This is a genomic window from Luteibaculum oceani, assembly GCF_007995015.1.
Taxonomy (GTDB): Bacteria; Bacteroidota; Bacteroidia; order Flavobacteriales_D; family Luteibaculaceae; genus Luteibaculum; species Luteibaculum oceani.
The window spans coordinates 45313-65034 of record NZ_VORB01000011.1; the positions used below are offsets into that span (position 1 = coordinate 45313).

General features: G+C 40.0%; 19 protein-coding genes. 8 read left to right on the plus strand and 11 right to left on the minus strand.

Going from position 1 to position 19722, the window contains the following annotated elements:
• Nucleotides 1-10: 10 nt before the first annotated feature.
• The 4 genes from FRX97_RS11175 to moeB are packed head-to-tail and all read left to right on the plus strand — an operon-like array spanning nt 11 to nt 4251.
• Nucleotides 11-400, plus strand: coding sequence for an HYC_CC_PP family protein (locus FRX97_RS11175; RefSeq protein ID WP_147015303.1), 390 nt, complete (start codon nt 11-13; stop codon nt 398-400).
• 54 nt (nt 401-454) lie between these two features.
• Complete coding sequence (locus FRX97_RS11180) at nt 455-808, plus strand: heavy-metal-associated domain-containing protein (RefSeq protein ID WP_147015304.1); 354 nt, start codon at nt 455-457, stop codon at nt 806-808.
• Between the two features lie 3 nt (nt 809-811).
• A complete protein-coding gene (locus FRX97_RS11185; protein ID WP_147015305.1) occupies nt 812-3079 on the plus strand; it encodes a TonB-dependent receptor plug domain-containing protein in 2268 nt (755 codons plus the stop codon).
• 41 nt (nt 3080-3120) lie between these two features.
• Nucleotides 3121-4251, plus strand: coding sequence for a molybdopterin-synthase adenylyltransferase MoeB (moeB, locus tag FRX97_RS11190; protein WP_147015306.1), 1131 nt, complete (start codon nt 3121-3123; stop codon nt 4249-4251).
• Nucleotides 4252-4317: 66 nt separating this feature from the next.
• Here moeB and FRX97_RS11195 read toward each other — a convergent pair whose 3' ends face one another.
• The 5 genes from FRX97_RS11195 to FRX97_RS11215 all read right to left on the minus strand — a co-directional run bounded on the left by FRX97_RS11195 (nt 4318) and on the right by FRX97_RS11215 (nt 9475).
• Entirely contained in the window at nt 4318-4944 is a 627-nt protein-coding gene (locus tag FRX97_RS11195; RefSeq protein ID WP_147015307.1) for a carbonic anhydrase, read from the minus strand.
• Between the two features lie 70 nt (nt 4945-5014).
• Nucleotides 5015-5644 (minus strand): NAD(P)H-dependent oxidoreductase, encoded by a 630-nt coding sequence (locus FRX97_RS11200; RefSeq protein WP_147015308.1) that lies wholly within the window; start codon nt 5642-5644, stop codon nt 5015-5017.
• 6 nt (nt 5645-5650) lie between these two features.
• Nucleotides 5651-6355, minus strand: coding sequence for a pirin family protein (locus FRX97_RS11205; RefSeq protein ID WP_147015309.1), 705 nt, complete (start codon nt 6353-6355; stop codon nt 5651-5653).
• Between the two features lie 81 nt (nt 6356-6436).
• Nucleotides 6437-7036, minus strand: coding sequence for a YdeI/OmpD-associated family protein (locus tag FRX97_RS11210; RefSeq protein WP_147015310.1), 600 nt, complete (start codon nt 7034-7036; stop codon nt 6437-6439).
• Nucleotides 7037-7075: 39 nt separating this feature from the next.
• Nucleotides 7076-9475 carry a TonB-dependent receptor gene (locus FRX97_RS11215; RefSeq protein WP_147015311.1) on the minus strand — a complete coding sequence of 800 codons (2400 nt, stop codon included), beginning with the start codon at nt 9473-9475 and terminating at the stop codon, nt 7076-7078.
• Between the two features lie 199 nt (nt 9476-9674).
• Between FRX97_RS11215 and FRX97_RS11220 the strand changes: the two genes are divergently transcribed.
• The 3 genes from FRX97_RS11220 to FRX97_RS11230 all read left to right on the plus strand — a co-directional run bounded on the left by FRX97_RS11220 (nt 9675) and on the right by FRX97_RS11230 (nt 14111).
• Entirely contained in the window at nt 9675-11372 is a 1698-nt protein-coding gene (locus FRX97_RS11220; protein WP_147015312.1) for a peptidase domain-containing ABC transporter, read from the plus strand.
• Between the two features lie 208 nt (nt 11373-11580).
• Nucleotides 11581-12723, plus strand: coding sequence for an HlyD family secretion protein (locus FRX97_RS11225; RefSeq protein ID WP_317129542.1), 1143 nt, complete (start codon nt 11581-11583; stop codon nt 12721-12723).
• Nucleotides 12720-14111, plus strand: a complete 1392-nt coding sequence (locus FRX97_RS11230; RefSeq protein ID WP_147015314.1) for a TolC family protein — start codon at nt 12720-12722, stop codon at nt 14109-14111. The genes FRX97_RS11225 and FRX97_RS11230 overlap by 4 nt, the downstream gene beginning before the upstream one ends.
• Here FRX97_RS11230 and FRX97_RS11235 read toward each other — a convergent pair.
• Together FRX97_RS11235 and FRX97_RS11240 are read right to left on the minus strand one after the other, a co-directional pair.
• Nucleotides 14108-14524, minus strand: coding sequence for a response regulator (locus tag FRX97_RS11235; RefSeq protein ID WP_147015315.1), 417 nt, complete (start codon nt 14522-14524; stop codon nt 14108-14110). The two genes, FRX97_RS11230 and FRX97_RS11235, sit on opposite strands and share 4 nt — an antisense overlap.
• A 9-nt stretch (nt 14525-14533) precedes the next feature.
• The gene (locus FRX97_RS11240) at nt 14534-15598 is read right to left on the minus strand and encodes a sensor histidine kinase (protein ID WP_170227122.1); all 1065 of its coding nucleotides are present in this window, start codon (nt 15596-15598) and stop codon (nt 14534-14536) included.
• 162 nt (nt 15599-15760) lie between these two features.
• On the opposite strand from FRX97_RS11240, the gene FRX97_RS11245 reads away from it, so the two are divergent.
• Nucleotides 15761-16855 carry a PAS domain-containing sensor histidine kinase gene (locus FRX97_RS11245; protein WP_147015317.1) on the plus strand — a complete coding sequence of 365 codons (1095 nt, stop codon included), beginning with the start codon at nt 15761-15763 and terminating at the stop codon, nt 16853-16855.
• Here the strand turns inward: FRX97_RS11245 and FRX97_RS11250 are convergent.
• Genes FRX97_RS11250 through FRX97_RS11265 form a run of 4 tightly spaced genes read right to left on the minus strand, consistent with a single transcriptional unit; the run spans nt 16833 to nt 19692 of the window.
• Nucleotides 16833-17864, minus strand: coding sequence for a hypothetical protein (locus FRX97_RS11250; RefSeq protein ID WP_147015318.1), 1032 nt, complete (start codon nt 17862-17864; stop codon nt 16833-16835). The two genes, FRX97_RS11245 and FRX97_RS11250, sit on opposite strands and share 23 nt — an antisense overlap.
• Nucleotides 17851-18531: a TrmH family RNA methyltransferase gene (locus FRX97_RS11255; RefSeq protein ID WP_147015319.1), complete on the minus strand. Its 681-nt coding sequence runs from the start codon at nt 18529-18531 to the stop codon at nt 17851-17853. Before FRX97_RS11255 ends, FRX97_RS11250 begins: the two co-directional genes overlap by 14 nt.
• A 29-nt stretch (nt 18532-18560) precedes the next feature.
• The gene (locus FRX97_RS11260; RefSeq protein WP_147015320.1) at nt 18561-19262 is read right to left on the minus strand and encodes a hypothetical protein; all 702 of its coding nucleotides are present in this window, start codon (nt 19260-19262) and stop codon (nt 18561-18563) included.
• Nucleotides 19255-19692 carry a hypothetical protein gene (locus FRX97_RS11265; protein ID WP_147015321.1) on the minus strand — a complete coding sequence of 146 codons (438 nt, stop codon included), beginning with the start codon at nt 19690-19692 and terminating at the stop codon, nt 19255-19257. The genes FRX97_RS11260 and FRX97_RS11265 overlap by 8 nt, the downstream gene beginning before the upstream one ends.
• Between the last annotated feature and the right edge of the window lie 30 nt (nt 19693-19722).

Consider the following 19722-nt stretch of genomic DNA (forward strand, 5'->3'; position numbering starts at 1 on the left):
ATTTTGCTTTGTGAAAAAGGCATTAGCCATAGCATTAATGGGTGTTTTGTTTACCATATCCGTCGGAATTTTGGTAAACCTTCACTTTTGTCATGGTAACTTGGTAGAGGTTTCACTATATGAGCAGGGCAATACTTGTTGTTGCTCGAAAATGGCGTTGGAATACAGAGCGAATTGTTGTGAAAATAAAACGCTTTCCTTTCATCAAGACCTGGAACAAACGCCAGTAAATCCTATCAACACCTTTTCTTGGAAAATACAAGGTGTAGCACCAGTAAAGTCGGTTTTCCCCGTTTTTTCTATCCCCTCCATAGTACCCAATCTAAAGTACTATCAACAAAAAGAATTCCCGCCAGAGGACAAAGTCATTCTGCATAGAAAACTAATATTGTACGGATAATTTGGAGCCTTTATTTCTATAAAGTTTTATTTTTCAATCCAAATATTAAGTACAATGAGAATTAGTTTAATCATCACCATATTATTTTTAGGTGCGTTTACGGTAAATGCACAAGAGAAAGCAAGTAAAAATCAAAAAGCGAGCTTCGAGGTTTCTGGAGTATGCGGAATGTGTAAAAAACGCATTGAAAAAGCAGCTCTAATTCCAGGCGTTAAATTTGCCGAGTGGAATAAAGAAACTGGAGTTTTGAGCCTTATTTATAACGATAGAGACATCGATTTAAAAGATGTGCAAGAAGCAGTAGCTAAAGCAGGTCACGACACAAAGGAAATTAAAGCAGATTCTGCAAGCTACGGTTCTCTTCCTGGATGTTGCGCCTACCGAGGTGGAAAAGTTCAAAAACACTAAGTCATGGTTTTACTTTTATCAAGGCTGATGCTTTTGTTCGGCCTGGTTTCGCCTGCCCTAATGTTGGCGCAAAACGTTATAAAGGGAAAGGTAACCGACGAACAAAAACAGCCCTTACCGGGTGCTTCTGTTTTATGGCTAGACACGCAAGTGGGAACCATAACAGATGCCGATGGAAACTTTGAAATTGAAAGACCTCAAAACGGATCCAAGCTGGTTTTTAGCTACACAGGATTCCAAACTGATACCATTGAAGCTTCATATAATCTAAGCGTTAGGCTAAAGGCTGGAAAGGCATTAGAAGAAGTTGAAATTGTTAAAAGGCAAAAAACCACTCGCATTAAACGCATGGACGCGCTTAAAGTGGAACAAATTGGAGTAAAGGAACTTCTGAAAGCTGCTTGCTGTAATCTTTCTGAGTCTTTTGAAACAAGCCCCAGTGTGGATGTTAGCTTTACGGATGCTGTAACCGGTACTCGACAAATTCAAATGCTTGGATTGGCCGGACCCTATAGCCAAATTACCAGAGAAAACATGCCTTCTGTAAGAGGTTTAAATGCCGTAACGGGTTTAACATACATTCCTGGACCCTGGCTAGAATCCATTCAGCTTAATAAGGGGGCGGGCTCCGTGGTTAACGGGTTTGAAAGCGTAACTGGACAAATCAATTACGAGCTACAAAAACCACTGGATACCGATCCACTTTTTGTGAATATGTATTTTAACCAAGGGGGGCGAAAAGAGATAAACCTGCACGGGACTACCGCGCTTTCAGATAAATTGGCCACTGCCATTTTGGTGCACGGAAAAAGCAACCAGCGCGAGAATGATAGAAATGGGGATAGCTTTTTGGATATGCCAAAAGGGGACAACCTAATCGTTTTAAACCGCTACTTTCTGATGGGAACAAACGGTTGGCGATACCAATTGGGGGGTAAATACACAAGCATTAGTACGCAAGGTGGTCAAATTGTTGACCCTGAGCGCAATGCTAACTTTAGCTTTACCGATGAAACCCGCCGATTCGAAGCATTTGCAAAAGCGGGTAAAACCTACGATTTACCATGGAAATCCCTTGGAATTCAGCTTTCTGGTGTGCTACACACCCAGGATATTTATGCAGGATATCCAGAGCTAATCCGCACTGCTGTTATAGAACCGAAGTATCGGATAAATTCAATGGTGAAAGATTATCGTGGAGTACAAAACTCCCTGTATGGTAACTTCATTTATCAGTCTATCATTGGGAATACCAACAACCAAATAAAAACGGGAGCAAGCATTCAAGTAGACGATATTGTTGAGACAGTGAATGTTAATGAGTACTTGAGACGGGAGATAGTTCCTGGAGCTTATTTTGAGCTTAACAAAACCTGGAGTGAGAAATTTAAAACCGTTTCAGGCTTGCGCATAGATCACCACAATAATTATGGTGCATTTATCACCCCCAGATTTCATGGATGGTGGTCTCCAAACGAAAAAAATGTGCTACGTTTTTCTGGAGGTAGGGGTTTGAGAACCGCCAATGTGTTTATGGAAAACATAGGGCAATGGGTGGCAACAAGAAGTTTTGTGATTTCTGCAACCGAAGCTAATAATCCTTATGGGCTCAATCCGGAAATAGCCTGGAATTACGGTTTTAATTACACCAAATATGTAGAAATCAGAGGCAAGGAATTACAATTGGCCTTAGATTTTTACAGAACTGACTTTGAGAACCAGGTGGTGGTAGACCGAGATACGGATGATAGAATGGTATCCATCTATAATTTAGATGGTAAATCATTTGCGAATAGCCTACAATTTCAGGTCGATTACGAATTGGTTGAAAGGCTGGATGCCCGTGTAGCATATCGCTGGTACGACGTACAGACCACCTATGGGGATGAACTGCTTCGTCAGCCGTTTTTAGCACCGCACAGAGCGTTTATAAACCTTGCCTATGAAACCGAAAACAGATGGTTTTTCGATGCTACGGTTAACTGGCAGGGAGAAAAACGCCTAGCACCTTTCGCAGATCGTGGTGAAGACTACTCACCTAGCTTCTTTACCCTTAATGCGCAGATTAGAAAGGTGTGGAAAAACAATATCGACATCTATTTGGGAGCTGAAAACCTGCTTAATTTCCAGCAGGAGAACCCAATAGGAACAGTGGCAATAGATCCGAGATCAGGAACTTCAAATCAGCCCAACATGGATGCGGCATCGGTTTGGGGACCAATTTTTGGTAGAAATATTTACCTTGGTTTCCGTTATAGAATAAACAAGTAATAAAGGCAGGGTAGCACCCTGCCATTTTTTATCCACAACTTATGGAAAGTCTGTCTCAGTCCGAATTGAAGCACTACCAAAGGCAGGTAATTTTGCCTGAAATTGGAGTGGCAGGGCAGGAGGCTTTAAAGCGTGCTAAAGTATTGGTTGTAGGTGCTGGAGGACTTGGTGTTCCCTTACTTCAATATTTAGTGGCGGCTGGAGTAGGTGAAATTGGAATTGTAGACGCCGATTCAGTGGATATCACTAACCTACATAGGCAGGTACTCTATTCGGTTCAGGACGAAGGAATGAGCAAGGCAAAAGTGGCGGAGGAAAAATTGAAAAGACTTAATCCTCATGTTAAAATCAATGCCATCCAAGAATTCATAACCCGAGAAAACGCCTGTAGCATTATCCGAGAATACGATATAGTGGCAGACGGAACTGATAATTTTGCAACTAGGTATTTGATAAATGATGCTTGTGTTATAGAGGGAAAAACCAATGTCTTTGCCTCCATAACCCAATTTAAGGGGCAGGTTTCTGTATTTAATTTTAAATACGAGGACGGAAGCTTTGGACCTAATTACAGGGATTTATTTCCTGAGCCACCCTTAGCGGGAAGTGTACCTTCCTGTGCAGAGGCGGGGGTTATTGGTGTACTTCCTGGCTTATTGGGCACCATGCAAGCAAATGAGGTGATAAAAATAATTACGAAAACGGGTAAACCATTAGTAGGAACCTTGTTAATTTACGATTCGCTAACAACCATTTTAGAACACCTCGACTTTGAAAGGGACCCCAATAACCCTTTCCCTGCGCCGAGTAAAGATTTAGTGTTATTAGATGATTACGAAGTTTTTTGTGGAACCAAAACCGAAGTTAAAATGAAAGAGATTTCTGTTCAAGAATTAAAAGCGTGGCAGGACGAGAAAAAGGATTTTCAGTTTATTGACGTACGTGAACCCTTTGAATATGATGAAGCAAACCTTGGAGCGGAATTAATTCCTGTAGGTGACGTGGAAATGAATAAGGATAAAATTTCCAAGGATAAAGACGTTGTAATTCACTGCAGAAGTGGAGCAAGAAGTGCCAATGTTATTCTTTATCTAGAACAAAACCATGGTTATACCAACTTGTATAATCTTAAGGGTGGAATATTGGCTTACCAAAAAGAAATTGGACTCTAACTATAGAGCATAGCAATAAAAAAAGCCGAGCATTTGCTCGGCTTTTTTGTTTTTAAAGACTTGTACTTAGGCTAGTTTGTAGATGTTTTTTAGGTCGCTAAATGCGCCTTTAACATCAATTTTAAGGTCTACAATCTTCCCGCTTTTAATATCGAAAACCCAACCGTGAACTTCTACTGCTCCCTTTTCAACGGCGCGAAGAACGTCTTCGTTTTTCATAAGGTTCATGCATTGCTCATGCACGTTAAGTTCTATCAGTTTGTTGTAGCGCGCGTCTTCATCGGCTATGGCATCTAGGGTAGATTTGTGAAGTCTGTATACATCTCTAATGTTTCTCAACCAAGGATTTAAAGGACCTAAGTCGGCATCAGACATGGCGGCTTTAACACCTCCACAGAAATAATGACCACAAACAACAACGTGCTTCACTTTAAGGTGGTTAACCGCATAGTTGATTACTGATATTGATGAAAGATCCGTATTCACCACCATGTTGGCAATGTTTCTGTGTACGAATACCTCACCAGGTCCAGCTCCCATCATTTCCTCTGCAGTAACTCTACTGTCAGAACAGCCTATGTATAACACCTCAGGACTTTGTCCTTTAGACATAGTTTCAAAGTAGCTATTGTCTAGGTTTAGCTTGTCCTTTACCCAGTTTGCGTTCTTTTCGAATATTTTATTAAAATCCATAATCGTATCTGTTTCAAGCAAAAATAGAAAGTCCAGCGAATTTTACTAAAAACAGCGGTTAAATGTTGGATTAAACGGTTTCGAACAAAACTTCCTCCGGAAAGCGGACTTTTTCTAAGTCGGCGTAACTGTCTTCCGAAGATCTGTATCCTACCGCTACCACAGCAACAGCATGTAATCCGTGTTCTTCTAATCCCAGTATTTTGTTGTACGCATTGTTATCAAATCCTTCCATGGGGCAAGCATCTATTCTTTGGTTGGCACAAGCAGTCAGAAGATTTGAAAGTGCAATGTACACCTGGCGGCTATTCCAATGGGTTAACTCCTCGTTGCTTTTGTCTTTAATAGAGTTAAAAATAAAGTCTCCGTACGCCTGCAATTCCTCCTTGCTTTTTCCCTGCTTATCTGCTCTGAGTTCTATAAACTTTTCAATGTAATCCTTATCCATACCGGTTTTGGCAGCAAATACAAATAGGTGAGAAGCCTCTGTAATTTGAGGTTGGTTCCAGCTAACAGGGCTCAGTTTTTCACGGACTTCAGGGTCGTCTACGATTAATACCTTAAACGGTTGTAATCCGTAAGAACTTGGTGCCAACTGTATGGCTTCTTTTAAGTTTTGTAGATCCTCATTGCTGATTTTCTTCTCCGTGTCGAATTTTTTTGTGGCGTAGCGCCATTTCCAATCTTTAAGTAATTCCATGTTGTTTTATTTTAATGGGACTTCAAATAGTAATACTCTGCTGTCCGCGGTTGTTTTTATATTGATTTCCTCTGTGTTTACTATTCCAATTGCATCTCTTTTTCCTAAATGTTCATCACCAACTTGTATTGCTCCATCAATGACAAAAACATATACCCCGTTGCTAGGTTTTTTCAGGCTGTATGTTTCTTGTGAGTTGGCATCGAATTTTCCATTCAAAATCCACGCATTTTGGTTTATCGTAGCGCCTTCTTCCTCTTCGGTTGGAGATGCAATTACTTGCCATGACTTATGCTGTGGGGTCAAATTCAAGGTGGTATAGCTTGGTTCTGTTCCGGTAGATTGGGGAATGATCCAGATTTGTAAAAACGATAACGCTTGTTCGCTACTGGCATTAAACTCCGAATGACTAACTCCGGTTCCAGCCGACATCACTTGGATTTGTCCAGGCTTTAGCGTTTCAGATTGCCCCATGCTATCGGCATGCTTAATTTCTCCCTCTAATGGAATCGTAATAATTTCCATGTTTTGGTGGGGGTGGGTAGGGAAGCCCATTGCCGGAGCCACCCAATCATCATTTAGTACACGCAAAGCCCCGAATCCCATTAGGTTGGGATCGTAGAAATTTGCAAAACTAAAGCTGTGATAACTCTTCAACCAACCGTGGTTGGCATATCCCCTTGAGGAAGCTGGATGTAAAATATATTCCATAACATTAAATGTAGGTACAGCAAAATTAGTTTAAAAGAACAATGATTTACGTGTAGGTACATTTAAAAATTGTGAAAACCTTTATTTACGACGCTTCCAGTCGTTGGCGATAAGCCCTTTTTCTGCTTGTGATACTGCACTTTCTATGCGTTTTGCTCTTGTCTCTGACCGTTTGGCGGTGTATATCCACTCTAAAATTTGCCTTTTTTTGGAGGACGAGAAATTTTGGAAATGTTGTTTTGCAGAAGGGGTATTATCCAAGGCAATTTTAAGATCCTTGTGTATCACCAGATTGTACACATCGTCCAAAGCTATCCAGGTTCCCGTTTTTTTTGCTAGTTCAATTAATTTGTAGCCAGAAGGGTGAATCAGATTTTTACGATACAATTCATCCACCCGTTTCTTATTTACCATGCTCCAATTACTTTTTGGATTCCGTGGGGCCATATATAGGTAATAGCTTTGATGATCTCGTTTTTTGGGTACCGCATCCACCCAACCAAAGCAAAGAGCTATATCTCTTGCTTCATCGTAGTAAACCGACTTTTCATTGGAACCCTTGTGGTAGATGATTAAAAAGAAACCCTCTTTCCGATCGTGGTTTAGTTCAAACCATTTTCTTAATTCTTCACCTTTTGAAAAATACAAGCAGGCTTTTTTGTTTAGGGTCTCTTTATCCATACCAGCAAGATATTAAAGAGCTGTCAAATCACTTGCGTATTACCATTCCACCATCACTCCAATACTGGGAAGAACCGTCCCAGAGCTGTTTTCAATAAATCTTGGTAGATATTGGTTCGTGTTGTTTGGGTTTTCTATTGGATTCCCTGCATTATCTCGCTCTACATCCACAAAAGGAGGTCCAAATACCTGATTGTTGTATAGATTTTCTATGTCGATGTAGCAATTGAGGCTCCATTTCTCGAAAAACCATTTTTTATCCAATCGAATATCTAAACCATGGGCATTGGATAAGCGTGCGCTATTAATTCTGTTCCAATCTGGAACTCCTTGCTGCGTTACATCCCAGACCGATTTGGTCATAGATAATGGAATATTAAAGGGGGTATAGGGCGCCCCACCGAGGAATCTAAATTTAATCCCCAATTCCCAATTTCTTTTGAATTTCTTCCCAGCGGTAATGTTTAGAATATGTCTATTATCCCAAGAAGAAGCCACGAATTCTTTCCCTGGATCTCTAAACTCGCTTCGTACAAAGGTGTAGGAAATTAAACCGTAAATACTTGAACTTAAGCTTTGTTGCGCGAAGAATTCAAGCCCATAACTTCTTCCCTCGCTTATACTCGCAACCGGTTCTGTTCCAATTACCCCAAAGTCTGCTCCCAAATTGGCTAGCGATATACTGTCGTTTAGGGAAAAAGGATATTGCTTGTACCATTTTGCAAATCCCTCTACGGATATCTTAGAAAAATCGGTAGGGGTGTATGACCAGCCTACCACCCATTGATCATTTCTAATGTATTCTAGCCTAGTTTTATTCACAAAGTCTTCCCCATTTTCCTTGTATCCCATAGCCGTTAAAGGGGGTAACTGGAAATATCTACCTAGGCTACTACTTAGGCGCATCTTCTCATTTAAGGCATAAGACAGTGCTATGCGTGGCGAGAATTGGTTAAACGGATTTGACATTTTACTCGAGTAGCTGTTAGCATCTAAACGCAATCCCACCGAGAGATCTAGCCTATTGTTTAATAAGGATCTAGTAGCTTGCATAAAGCCGGCATATTTAAAAAAGCCAAGGCTAGATTGATAGCTATTTAATAAGGCATCTTGGTTGCGAATTACAAAATTCTCCGTTTCATTTCGGTATTGGATGAACTCTAATCCAGCTCCGGTATTAACTTTCCAATTACCAAACAGAGCGTTGTTTTCGTAGCGGAACTTATTTTCAATTTCCTGACTATTGTAGTCCAGAATTAGATTTGCCGGGACGGATATGTTTTTTCTAAATTTTTCGGCACTATTGTTTAGGTGCGACCTACTCACAACAATCAATTGATTTCCATTTTCTCGAAAGCGCGTCCATTTAGCTCCCAAAGTGTAATTCCATTGGTTATTTACCGGTAAATTTCCCAGAATGTATTCATTGCGTTGAACAAGGGCGCTATCATTTAATCCATCGTTTACCGATTCGTTTAATGCAAACTGATCAACGGCTGCAAGTGCTACCACAGTAAGTCTGTCGTTTTTTCCAAAACTGAAATCGTGTTTGTATTGTAGATCGTTATAGGTGGGAAGGAAGGGGAGAGCAAGGGCTTTAAACAAGAATTGCAAATAAGATCTGCGTACGGACAATATAAAATTTGAATTTTTGCCACTAGGTCCATCAAGGGTGATACCCACATCGCTAGATCCCAGCATAAAAGTACCTGCCAGTCGATCTGGATTACCCTGAATTTGTCGTATATCCAAAACCGAGCTTAATGCATTTCCGCGATTAGTCGGAAAAGCAGAGGTATATAAATCAACATTTCGAATGAAGTTGACGTTTAACAAGCCCACCGGACCTCCCGAAGAACCTTGAGTAGCAAAGTGATTGATATTTGGCACCTCTATCCCATCTATAAAAAATCGATTTTCGTTGGGTGCACCTCCTCTTACGAGTAGATCATTTCTAAATGAGACCGTTGTTGCGACACCTGGTAAAATTTGGATAACCTTTGATATATCTCTATTTCCACCCGGGTTTCGGTAGATTTCTGCGGCACCCAATCTTTGTAAACTCACTGGGGTTTCGCTTGAGTTTTGTATTGGGGAACTAGAAATTTCCACCTCCTGTAGCGTTTCAGCTCGAGGTATTAATCTTATACTTAGGGTAGTAGGTTTATTGTTGCGTACAATTATTTCTTTTCCCGAATACTTCTCAAAACCGACATAGGAGCAGATTATGTTGTATGTACCTGGATTTAGTTTTGTAAAACTAAAGGATCCGTCAACATCCGATGTGGTTCCGGTTTCCAGCCCCTGAATAAGGATATTTGCAAAGGGAATGGGCTCGTTGTTTAGATCATTAACTACTGTGCCTTTGATAGTTCCATTTTGCGAGTATGAGAAGAATGCAGTAAATAGTAGGAAAATAAATGGAATTGTATTTTTCATATTGCAGTAAACCATCGACACAAATTATTGTTCTATAACTCCGACAAAGCTTTGCTTAAGTCAGCTAAAAGTGGAAATTATGTCCTAAAGTATAATTTGGGTTGAATTAAATTGCTGATAAAAAGAATTAAATATTTCGCCATTTTCCGTCTGCAAAGTATTTTGGCTGACAGAAAATAAGTAGTTCCACCAATAATTAATGGAAAACAAAGAGCAACTAACACCAGTACAAAGGTTTTGGCGCTTGTTAAAGCCTGACCGTAAGGAGATTAGAAACGTATATCTAATCGCCATGATTACGGGGTTGGTAAACCTTTCGCTGCCTTTGGGTATACAGGCCATCATCAACTTTATCCAAGGGGGTGCTGTAAGTACTGCGTGGATTGTATTGGTGGTATTGGTTGTTTTAGGAATTGCCATAGTAGGGGCTTTGCAAATTGCACAGATGCGGATAACGGAAAATTTGCAGCAAAAGATCTTTACTCGCGCGGCATTCGATTTTGGTTATCGCTTGCCTCATATTAAAATGGAGGCCCTTTACGATAAGTATGCCCCAGAACTAATGAACCGTTTTTTCGATGTTATGTCGGTTCAAAAGGGCTTGTCTAAAATGCTTATTGATTTTTCTGCAGCTGCCCTACAGGTATTTTTTGGACTATTACTGCTTTCGCTATACCATCCGTTCTTTATCCTCTTTAGTGTCGCGCTAATATTATTGGTTTATGCCATTTTTAGGTTTACTGCTAAAAAAGGTCTTGATACTAGTCTATCGGAGTCAAAGAGGAAATACGAGGTGGCCCATTGGCTAGAGGAATTGGCAAGGGCGAACATCACCTTTAAGCTAGCTGGTAAAAGTAATTTGGCTTTACACAGGATAGATCACAGTACTGAAAAGTATTTGGATGAGCGTGAAAATCACTTTAAAGTACTGGTACAACAGTATGCATTTATGGTACTTTTTAAGGTGATTGTTGCAACCGGATTGTTGGCCATAGGTGGAGCCCTGGTTATTGAACAGGAAATGAATATTGGGCAGTTTGTAGCTGCGGAGATTGTTATTCTTTTGATAATGAGCGCGGTAGAAAAACTTATTGTCAACCTAGAAGTAATTTATGATATCCTAACCTCCCTTGAAAAGATTGGCCAGGTAACCGACTTGGAACTGGAGGATAGTACTGGAACCCATGTAGGTATTGAAGACTTTAGTACTCCTATTGCAGTAACCACCGATAAGCTTACTTTCACCTATCCCAACCAGCCAAAGAACGTATTGGATCAAATCTCATTTAAAATTAATAAAGGGGATAGGGTATTTATAACGGGAGCAAGCGATAGCGGAAAGAGTACGCTACTTTATTTAATGGGTGGCTTGTATCAACCCACTGGTGGTTTTATTGCCTACGATGACATTCCAATGGGGAACTTGAACCCTGAGAGCCTTCGAGATAAAATTGGAAATTGTCTTGAACAGGAAAAAATATTTCAGGGGACTATAGAAGAAAATATTAGCCTAGGTAGACCCGGTATCACACTCGACGATGTAATCAACGCCGTTGAAATTTGTGGCTTGAAGAAATTTGTCCGTCAAACAAAGGAAGGTTATAATACTGTGCTGAGTCCAGAGGGTAGAAGTCTGTCTCGTGGACAAACCCAAAAATTAATGTTGGCAAGAGCAATAGTAACAAAGCCAACGCTTCTTATTCTCGAGAATGCCTTTAACGCAATAGACTACGAAGATAAAATTCGCGTAATGGACCGTATTTGCGATCCAAAGATGCCATGGACTTTAGTTGCTGTTTCGGCTGATCCGGACTTATACAAAAGATGTAACAAGGTGCTTACCTTGGAGCACGGTAAGGTGGATTCTATGATAGAGAAAGGAGGTGGAAATGCTTAATATTTCTCCATCCCAACGTTGTGAGGTAAACCATTCGGAGTTTAACTCATTTAAGAGGATCGCCCATCGTCACCGAGGGAGAAGACCCATATGGTTCTTTGGAATTTCCTTTGTTTTTCTATTCATCATTTTGCTTTTGCCTTGGACCCAAACAATTCGCTCAAAGGGGGTGGTTACCACTTTGAGGCCTAACCAAAGACCACAATCGGTGCAGTCTGTAATTGCCGGTAGGATAGAGCAGTGGTACATACAGGAGGGACAATATGTTGAAAAAGGTGATACGATAATATTTTTATCGGAGATTAAAGACGAGTATTTCGATCCTGAATTATTAAAACGTACCCAGAAGCAAATTGACGCTAAAAAAGAAAGCTATAAATCCTACCAATCCAAGGTAATTGCTTTGGATAACCGTATTTCTGCTCTAGAAAACACCGTTATATTAAAGGAAAAGCAGCTTAAGAACAAGGTAAGACAAGCACAGTTAAAATTAGAGAGCGACTCGTTAGACCTGGAGGCGGCCCGTGTAAATTATCAGGTAGCCATTGACAGATTTGAGCGTATGCGTGGACTGTACGATCAGGGTTTGAAGTCGCTTACTGATTTTGAAAGCCGAAAAATGGGCTTGCAAAAGGATAAGTCCAAGTTAATTGAGGTTGAAAATAAGTGGTTAGCATCTCAAAACGAACTAATTAACGCACAGGTTGAGTTACAGAGTGTATTGGTGCAGTATGAGGAGTACATAGCTAAGGCTAAGTCCGAACGATTTTCTGCATTATCCTCCCAATATGCGGTGGAAGTTGATATAGCAAAACTTGAAAACAAGCTGAAAAATTACGAGCGTAGACAGGGGTTTTACTACATCACAGCCCCTCAATCTGGTTACATAACTCGGGCATTAAAAGGGGGGATAGGAGAAACTATTAAAGAAGGCGATGAAGTAGTAGGAATTATGCCTTCTAACTACGAATTGGCAGTTGAGATGATGGTAAATCCAGTGGACTTACCCTTGCTGGAGTTAGGTCAGGAAGTTAGAATTCAATTTGACGGGTGGCCTGCTATAGTTTTCTCAGGGTGGCCAAATACTAGTTACGGTACTTATGGTGGAAAGGTATTTGCAATTGAAAATTTTACATACCAGAGCGGTAAATACAGAGTTTTGGTGGCACAAGATAGTTCCACGGTTGCATGGCCCGAGGCCTTGAGACCAGGAGGGGGGACCAATAATTTTTTGCTGCTAAAAGACGTTCCAGTTTGGTATGAAATCTGGCGGAAAATAAACGGTTTCCCACCCGATTTTTATAAGGAAGTGGAAAAAGAAAAAGGTGTAACGAAAAAGAAAAAGCAATGATGCGGAGCTTGTTGCCATTCGTTCTTATTCTTTTCACAATTACCTCACCAATTTTAGGGCAGTCTAGCACTACGGAGTTGGGCTACCAAGATTTTATAGAAAGGGTATTTGAGCATCATCCAGAGGCGGTGGTAGCTAACTTAATCGAGACCCGTGCTTTAGCTAAGTTGTCTGAAAGCCGAGGGAACTTCGACCCTCAATTTTTTATCGATATATCAGAAAAAAAGTTCGATCAAAAAGATTACTACGGATTAAGAGAAATGGGATTGGTGGTTCCAACCGTATTGGGACTAAAATTTGATGCAGGTTTGGAGCGAAATAGAGGGGTATTTTTAAATCCTGAAAATAGCACCCCCTCCGATGGCTTGTATTATGCCGGAGTAAGCCTACCCATTTTACAAGGTTTAATCACCGATAAAAGGAGAACAGCATTAGCAAAGGCAAAAGCTTTAGCACAAGTAGGAGAAGCAGAAAAGGACCTCGCCTTAGCCACCCTCCATTATAATGCTTCAAATGCCTACTACAATTGGTGTGCAGCCTATCTTAAATTAAATATCTACAAGGATGCGCTTTTTGCTGCTAGAACTAGGTATAATGCGGTAGTTAATAGTTATTATTTAGGAGATAAGCCCGCAATAGATACGGTAGAGGCAGGAATTCAAGTAGCTAATAGACAGGTGGATTTAAACAATCAAATTATTAAGCTATTTAAGGCTAAAAACGATTTGGAGACCTACCTATGGCAAAATGGTTATTTACCCTTGGAGCTCGACAGTAATACAATTCCACGTGTGAGAGACTTTTATGCTCGCGATTTCGATAGTAAACTTGACTCCTTGCAGTTCCCATTGCTTCGTGCATTAAAGGGCGAGATTGCCGCAACAAAAACGGAGCTTAGGTGGGCTAGAGAACAAATCAAACCCACCTTAAATTTGAAGTATCAAGTTCTAAACTCTGCGAGTTTGCAGCCTAATGAATTGCGGTACCAAGGGTTGGATAACAATTACAAGTGGGGGCTGGAATTTACTTTTCCAATTTTAATCAGAGAAGCCAGAGGTAAATCGCGTTTTTATGCTGCAAAAACGGAGTCTTTAGAACGGAAGTACCAGTCAAAAGAGCGAGAGATTGAAAATAAGGTGGAGGTTAATATTCAAGCTTTAGAAATACTTAAGCAACAACAAAAATTGGTGGATAGAAATGTGGCCAATTACAATGAGTTGCTGGGTGCCGAAAGAACCTTATTTCAAAATGGGGAAAGTTCCCTGTTTTTAGTTAATGCGCGTGAACAAGGTTGGTTAAAATCGCAAATAGACCGGATAGATAATGTCTTGAAAACCGCAAATTCGGAGTTAGAATTGGGCCTAATATATGGGTACTATAAAAACTAAAGGGTAAGTTCTAAATCTGGGAAGTGTTTCTTTAAAATTTTAGCCATTTTCCCCTTGCTTAAAGGTTTGCTTTCAAAGGCTTTTAAAATTCCAATTTTTTTGGCTTTATCAGAATCTGTTCTGCTAAGTGAGGTGGTAAGCATTACAATGATAACCTTGGCTTTAGCCTTTTGGTCTAGCTTATCGTAGGCTTCTAAAAACTCCCAGCCATTCATTCCTGGCATATTTATATCCAAGAGAATTAAGTCTGGGGCTAATTCACCCTTTTCAAACAGTTCTTGTAAATAATCAATTGCTAAATCTCCTCTTTCCTTGCATACGATCTCTTTGCAGCAATTTAGACGCTCAATTATAATGGTGTTTAACAAGTTAGTCGGTTGGTCGTCGTCTACCAGCAGGATTTTATTTAACATGAAACAGGTTTAATTAGGCAGGCTAAATGTAAAAATTGTTCCTTTTCCCTTAACGGATTTACAATTTATTTTCCCTCCATGGTGTTCCACAATCTTTTTGCAGCACGCCAATCCTACTCCTAATCCGTTGTATATTGACTTTTCTTGTAGTTGTTGGAATATTTGGAATATTCTATCGGCGTATTCCATTTCAAATCCTACACCATTGTCTTCTATGGATATGCTTACCTCGTTAGCTACCTTTTGAGACTTTATATAGATTTCGGGCTTACGATCTGCAGAAGAAAAGGTTAAAGCATTGCTTATTAGATGTTTAACCAACACTCTAAATTCCTCTGGAAAAGCTTTGATCAAATCAACATCCCCCTGATTTACAATGTAGGCTTCCTTTTCTTTAATGAGGTCCTTAAGCTCTGTCTCAACCTCCGAAAGAGTTTCTTTAAATGAAATAATTTCCTTGTCGCCCTCAGCACCTATGCTAGAATACTCTAAAATAACCTCTAATTTTTGTTTCAGCAGTTCGGTGGACTGATTTATTAAATTAAGGTACTCTTTACCATCTTTATTTAGACTGCTTCCTATTTCATCTTTTAGCAAATCTAGAAAGCCTTCAATATTGCTAAGGGGTTGTTTTAAATCGTGGGTGCACAGGTAAGCGAATTGTTCTAATTGTCTGTTGGTTTGTTCCAGCTTTAGTTCAGCTTCTTTGCGCTGCGTAATGTCTTGAACCATTCCAATGGCTTCATCAGTTGAATTACCATCCTCATCTTTTATTAGCGCTACGTTAAGTAGTCCCCAAATGGTATCTCCCTTTTTGGTTATGTACCTTTTTTCCATGGTGTAGTTCAAAATTTCACCTTTTACCAATTGGTTAAATTGAACTACATCCTTTTCTAAATCATCGGGGTGCGTAAATTCTCCAAAACTCATGTTAGCAAGTTCCTCACCCGTATACCCCAACATCTCTTGAATCGCTCGGTTTGTTTTATACGGATGGCCTTGGGAATTAACCACAGCCAGACCAACCCCGGAGTTTGTAAATACTAAATTGAAAAGATCTTCGCCTTTCTTCATCTGCATCCAAAATTATAAAAGAAAGCCTCGAATCTTAAAAATATCAATCTTAAAGTTTGCCCCAATCGACAACAGTATTTCTACTATCCGATAAATCACTCCTTTTTTCTATAAATGCCCCAGCTAGTTGCTAATTATTTACTTTAGTGCAAAGGAATTATTATGCCACCTTTTCTCCCTGCAGAGTTATCGTTTTCCATATTGGAAAATCTTCCCGTAGGAATTTTTATCCTTAAACTGGAGGATTTAAAATCCAAAGAGTTCCGGAATATATACGTGAATCCCGCAAACTCTAAAATTGTGGGTATAGACTTTCAACCTTTTGTAGGAAAAACGTTGAGGGAATCTTTTCCAGATTCATATAAACACGGTTTACCTGATGCTTATATAAAAGCCTTACAAACGGGTGAGACCGTTATAATCGGAGAAATGGATTATGGAGATGATAAGGTGGAGCGGAAAACGTGGTATTTGGAAGCTGTTCCTATCGATCATGAACACGTGATGTTAACAACTGAAAATATCACGGAGCTTAGCGTTGCGAAGAGACTTTTGGAGCAAAGAAGCCAGAAATTAGAGCATAAAAACAAGGAGATGGAGCAGTTTACCTACATGGTATCCCACGATCTAAAAAGCCCAATGAATTCAGTTATTGGTTGGATAAATCTACTTAAGGAGGAAGGAGAGGAAATGTCCCCCTTGGTACAGCAAGCTTTCAATGCGGTAGATACTTCGGTTCACCGTATGAAAAGGTTAGTGGAAGACATCTTAGATTATGCTTTAATCGGAACCTCGAAGAAAGAAAAATCCCAGGTAAACCTAACGCTAATTTGTAAAGCCATAGTGGAGGATCTTAAGGAGCGAATGGAAATTTCGCATGCTCAGGTGGTTTTTGATGAACTGCCCGTGGTGGAAGGCTTTGAAACAGAGTTAAGGCAATTACTGCAAAACCTTATTCACAACGCCATTAAATTTACTGGGGCAGGGGTTGATCCTTTGGTGAAATTGGAAAATCATTCTACCTCCGATTTTCATATTATTTCGATTGCTGACAATGGTATAGGGATAGCAAAGGAAGATCAGGAGAAGATTTTTGGGGTATTTAATCGTCTTAATCTGGAAACAGAATATTCAGGATCTGGTATAGGTTTGGCGAATTGCAAAAAAATAGTTGATCTACACAATGGTACCCTTTGGGTAGACTCTGAATTGGGAAAAGGTTCCGTATTTCATATCAAAATTCCAAAGAATCACTAGGCCGAGTGATTTCAACCTCAAATAGAGAGGATAGGATGAATGACATGTAATAGGCAAAAATGGGTAGGAGTAAATACAACATCCGCGCTAGCTCTCCAGATAGAATGGCATGACTAAATATTATCCCTATAAATACCATAATATCCCATCTAAACGCAGGGAATTTTGATCTGTATTTTTTAATCAGAGCTAAAGCCAAAAGCAAGTTGAAAAATCCCGCAACCGACCATAACTCGTATAAGCCATGGAAGCTAAATAGTCGTGTTAAGGAGCCTGGGATATGTTGAATGTGATTTCCGTCGGCAACGTAACTTTCTAGCGGGTCTAGTCCTGCCATTAAATCAATTCCGTAGCGAAGTGAAAAATTAAATAATCCCGAAATCATTAACCAAAAACATAGTTGAATTAGGCTTAAGGGACAGAACAAAAAGAATAGTGGTATAAAAAGGACGAAGGATTCCTTTGCAATAGGCCCTAATAAAAGGCAGAGTATAAAAAGTCGCTTGTTACCTGTTGCAAAGGCGTAAAGAAAGGAACATATTACCAAAAAATAGAGGCTGTCAACCAATGGTAACCCCGCGAAATAAGGAGTCCATCTGCTACCCAAAACAAGAAGGGGAGCTATAAGTGCAATCCAAAAATTAAGTCCTTGAACTCTAAGCCATTTTAGAAGCACCAGGCAGGATAAAGCCATAATGCTGCAGTTAACTATAAGAAAGGAGAGCCCCAAAGTAAAGTTGGGTCCGGGGAAATCCCATGGTTGAATCGTTTTTAAAGGAGTAAGCAAAATGTGCAGTCCACCGGATAAAAACGGAATAATAAATCGGTAACGTCGAACCGGAGAATCATTAAAATCTAATTCCGCTAGTTTTAAATAGCTTAAAATATCTGGATTAGCTTCTAAATTGTAGCTATACTCACTAAATAAAGCAAATGCGGGTCCAAACAATAGTGCGAAGAAACAGAACCACAATAAAAGGTCTTCCTTTTTTGGGTTAAGGCTTTTCATCTAAAATCTTTTTAAGGATTCCCTTTCCAGTTTTCCCAATGGATGAGGTAATCCACTTTATTTCAAGATCTAGTTTTTCTTCCTCGCTTAATTGCCAAGGAAGCTTTGAGCGATGCAATTTGGCAACGCTTTGTTGTAAAACTAAAGCGGCAGATACCGATATATTAAAGCTCTCCGTAAAGCCATAAATGGGGATGCGCAAGCGCTCATCGGCCAGATTAAGGGCAGTTTCACTCAAACCGTGGATTTCAGTACCAAACAAAAAGGCTGTAGGCTTGGTAATTTCAAAATCTGGCAATTCTACCGTGTGGTTATGGGGAGAGGTGGCTACCACATGAAATCCCTCAGATTTTAGATGCTTTATACAGGCCACCGTGTTATCCTCTTCGTCGGAATCGAAGCGGTCTACATCTACCCATTTATCCGATCCTTTTGAAATACTGTTGGCAACTTTGGCGTTGTACTTGTTTTCAATCACCGAAACTCGCTGAATCCCAAAACAGTCGCAAGATCTAATAACGGCTCCTGCATTTCTGTCTTGTTGTATATCCTCAACTGCGACTCTTACAAACTTGGTCCGCAATTGAATCACTTCATGTATTCTAGCGGCCCTTTCTTCAGTTATATGTTCGCGCAGGGCAGAAATTATAGCTTGCTTAGATTTCATTGCGGCAAATTAAAGTCATTTAGCTTTAATTAAAGTCTATATAGCAAGTTGAAAAATGGTGTAAAAGCCCCGTAATCTATACCGTTCGAAATAACCTTTCCAACTCCAGGAACTAAATATGCTTGGTTGAAAAACGGTCCTTTCTTTTTACTCCATAATCGTCCAGCGCTAAAATCGAGTTCAATTTCGAGTCGCATTCTATCGCTCAATGGAATTTTGGATGAAATCCGAATGTAGGTTCCATTGGATATCAGCCTATTCTCTATATCAAACTCACCGGGTTGAAAATATTCTCCTCCAAAGGTTGCTATTCCTGTTTGATTGAAAGAAGAATAGAAGTATCCAATTCCGAAAGACATGGTTTGACTTTTGGTCTGGACACCAAACGCAAACTTTAAAAAAGTTCCGGCGCTTCTATAGTTGTTTACGTTTCTTAGCTTTTGCTTGTATTTGGCCGATTCGTAGCCAATCATAGACTCTAGGAATAGCACTCCTGTTGGACGCCAAATTATTTTAGCCGTTGGTCTGAAACGGTGTATGGTAGAATCCGCAGCAGCTGCAAAAATCGACATCAAAGCCATTCCATTTAAATCTACTCCGACCTGAACCGAAGGGTATTCATCGCTAGAATACCCCATTGGACCATATTGTTGGGGAGTAGGGTTGGTTTCCTGGGCCATAATAAAATGTGCCTGAAACCCTATAAGTAGGCAGATTAAAAACTTATTCATAGCGCAGGGTTATTTCGTAGTTATGAGAACCGCAAGAATTCATCACGCCGCTACCAAACTGCACACAGGTTACATCGAAACTAGATTGCTTTAGTCGCTCAGAGATTAAGCGCATACAGTAGCCTTCGTTTATGCTTGCTGTTTCTCTAATGTGTCTTTCGTACGTAATTAAAAGGGTATCTACTTGTGCCCCTCTTTCAAATAAAAACAGGGTGGAATCGGCACTCAAGCTTAGCGGGATGTAACCGGTAGAGGATAAGTTCCAGTTTCCCTTTCCACCTAATCCATATACCCGATCGAAATTCGTTTGAACCTCCTGGTTGTTGGCGTCGACAAAGTTTAGATATACTTTTATCTCTTTTTGCACACAATTATCACAAGAGAGAGTGACGAACGTGAGTAGAAGGATAAATATTTTAGATAGCCTCATATTTCACTATTTACAAGGCTAATCTAAACT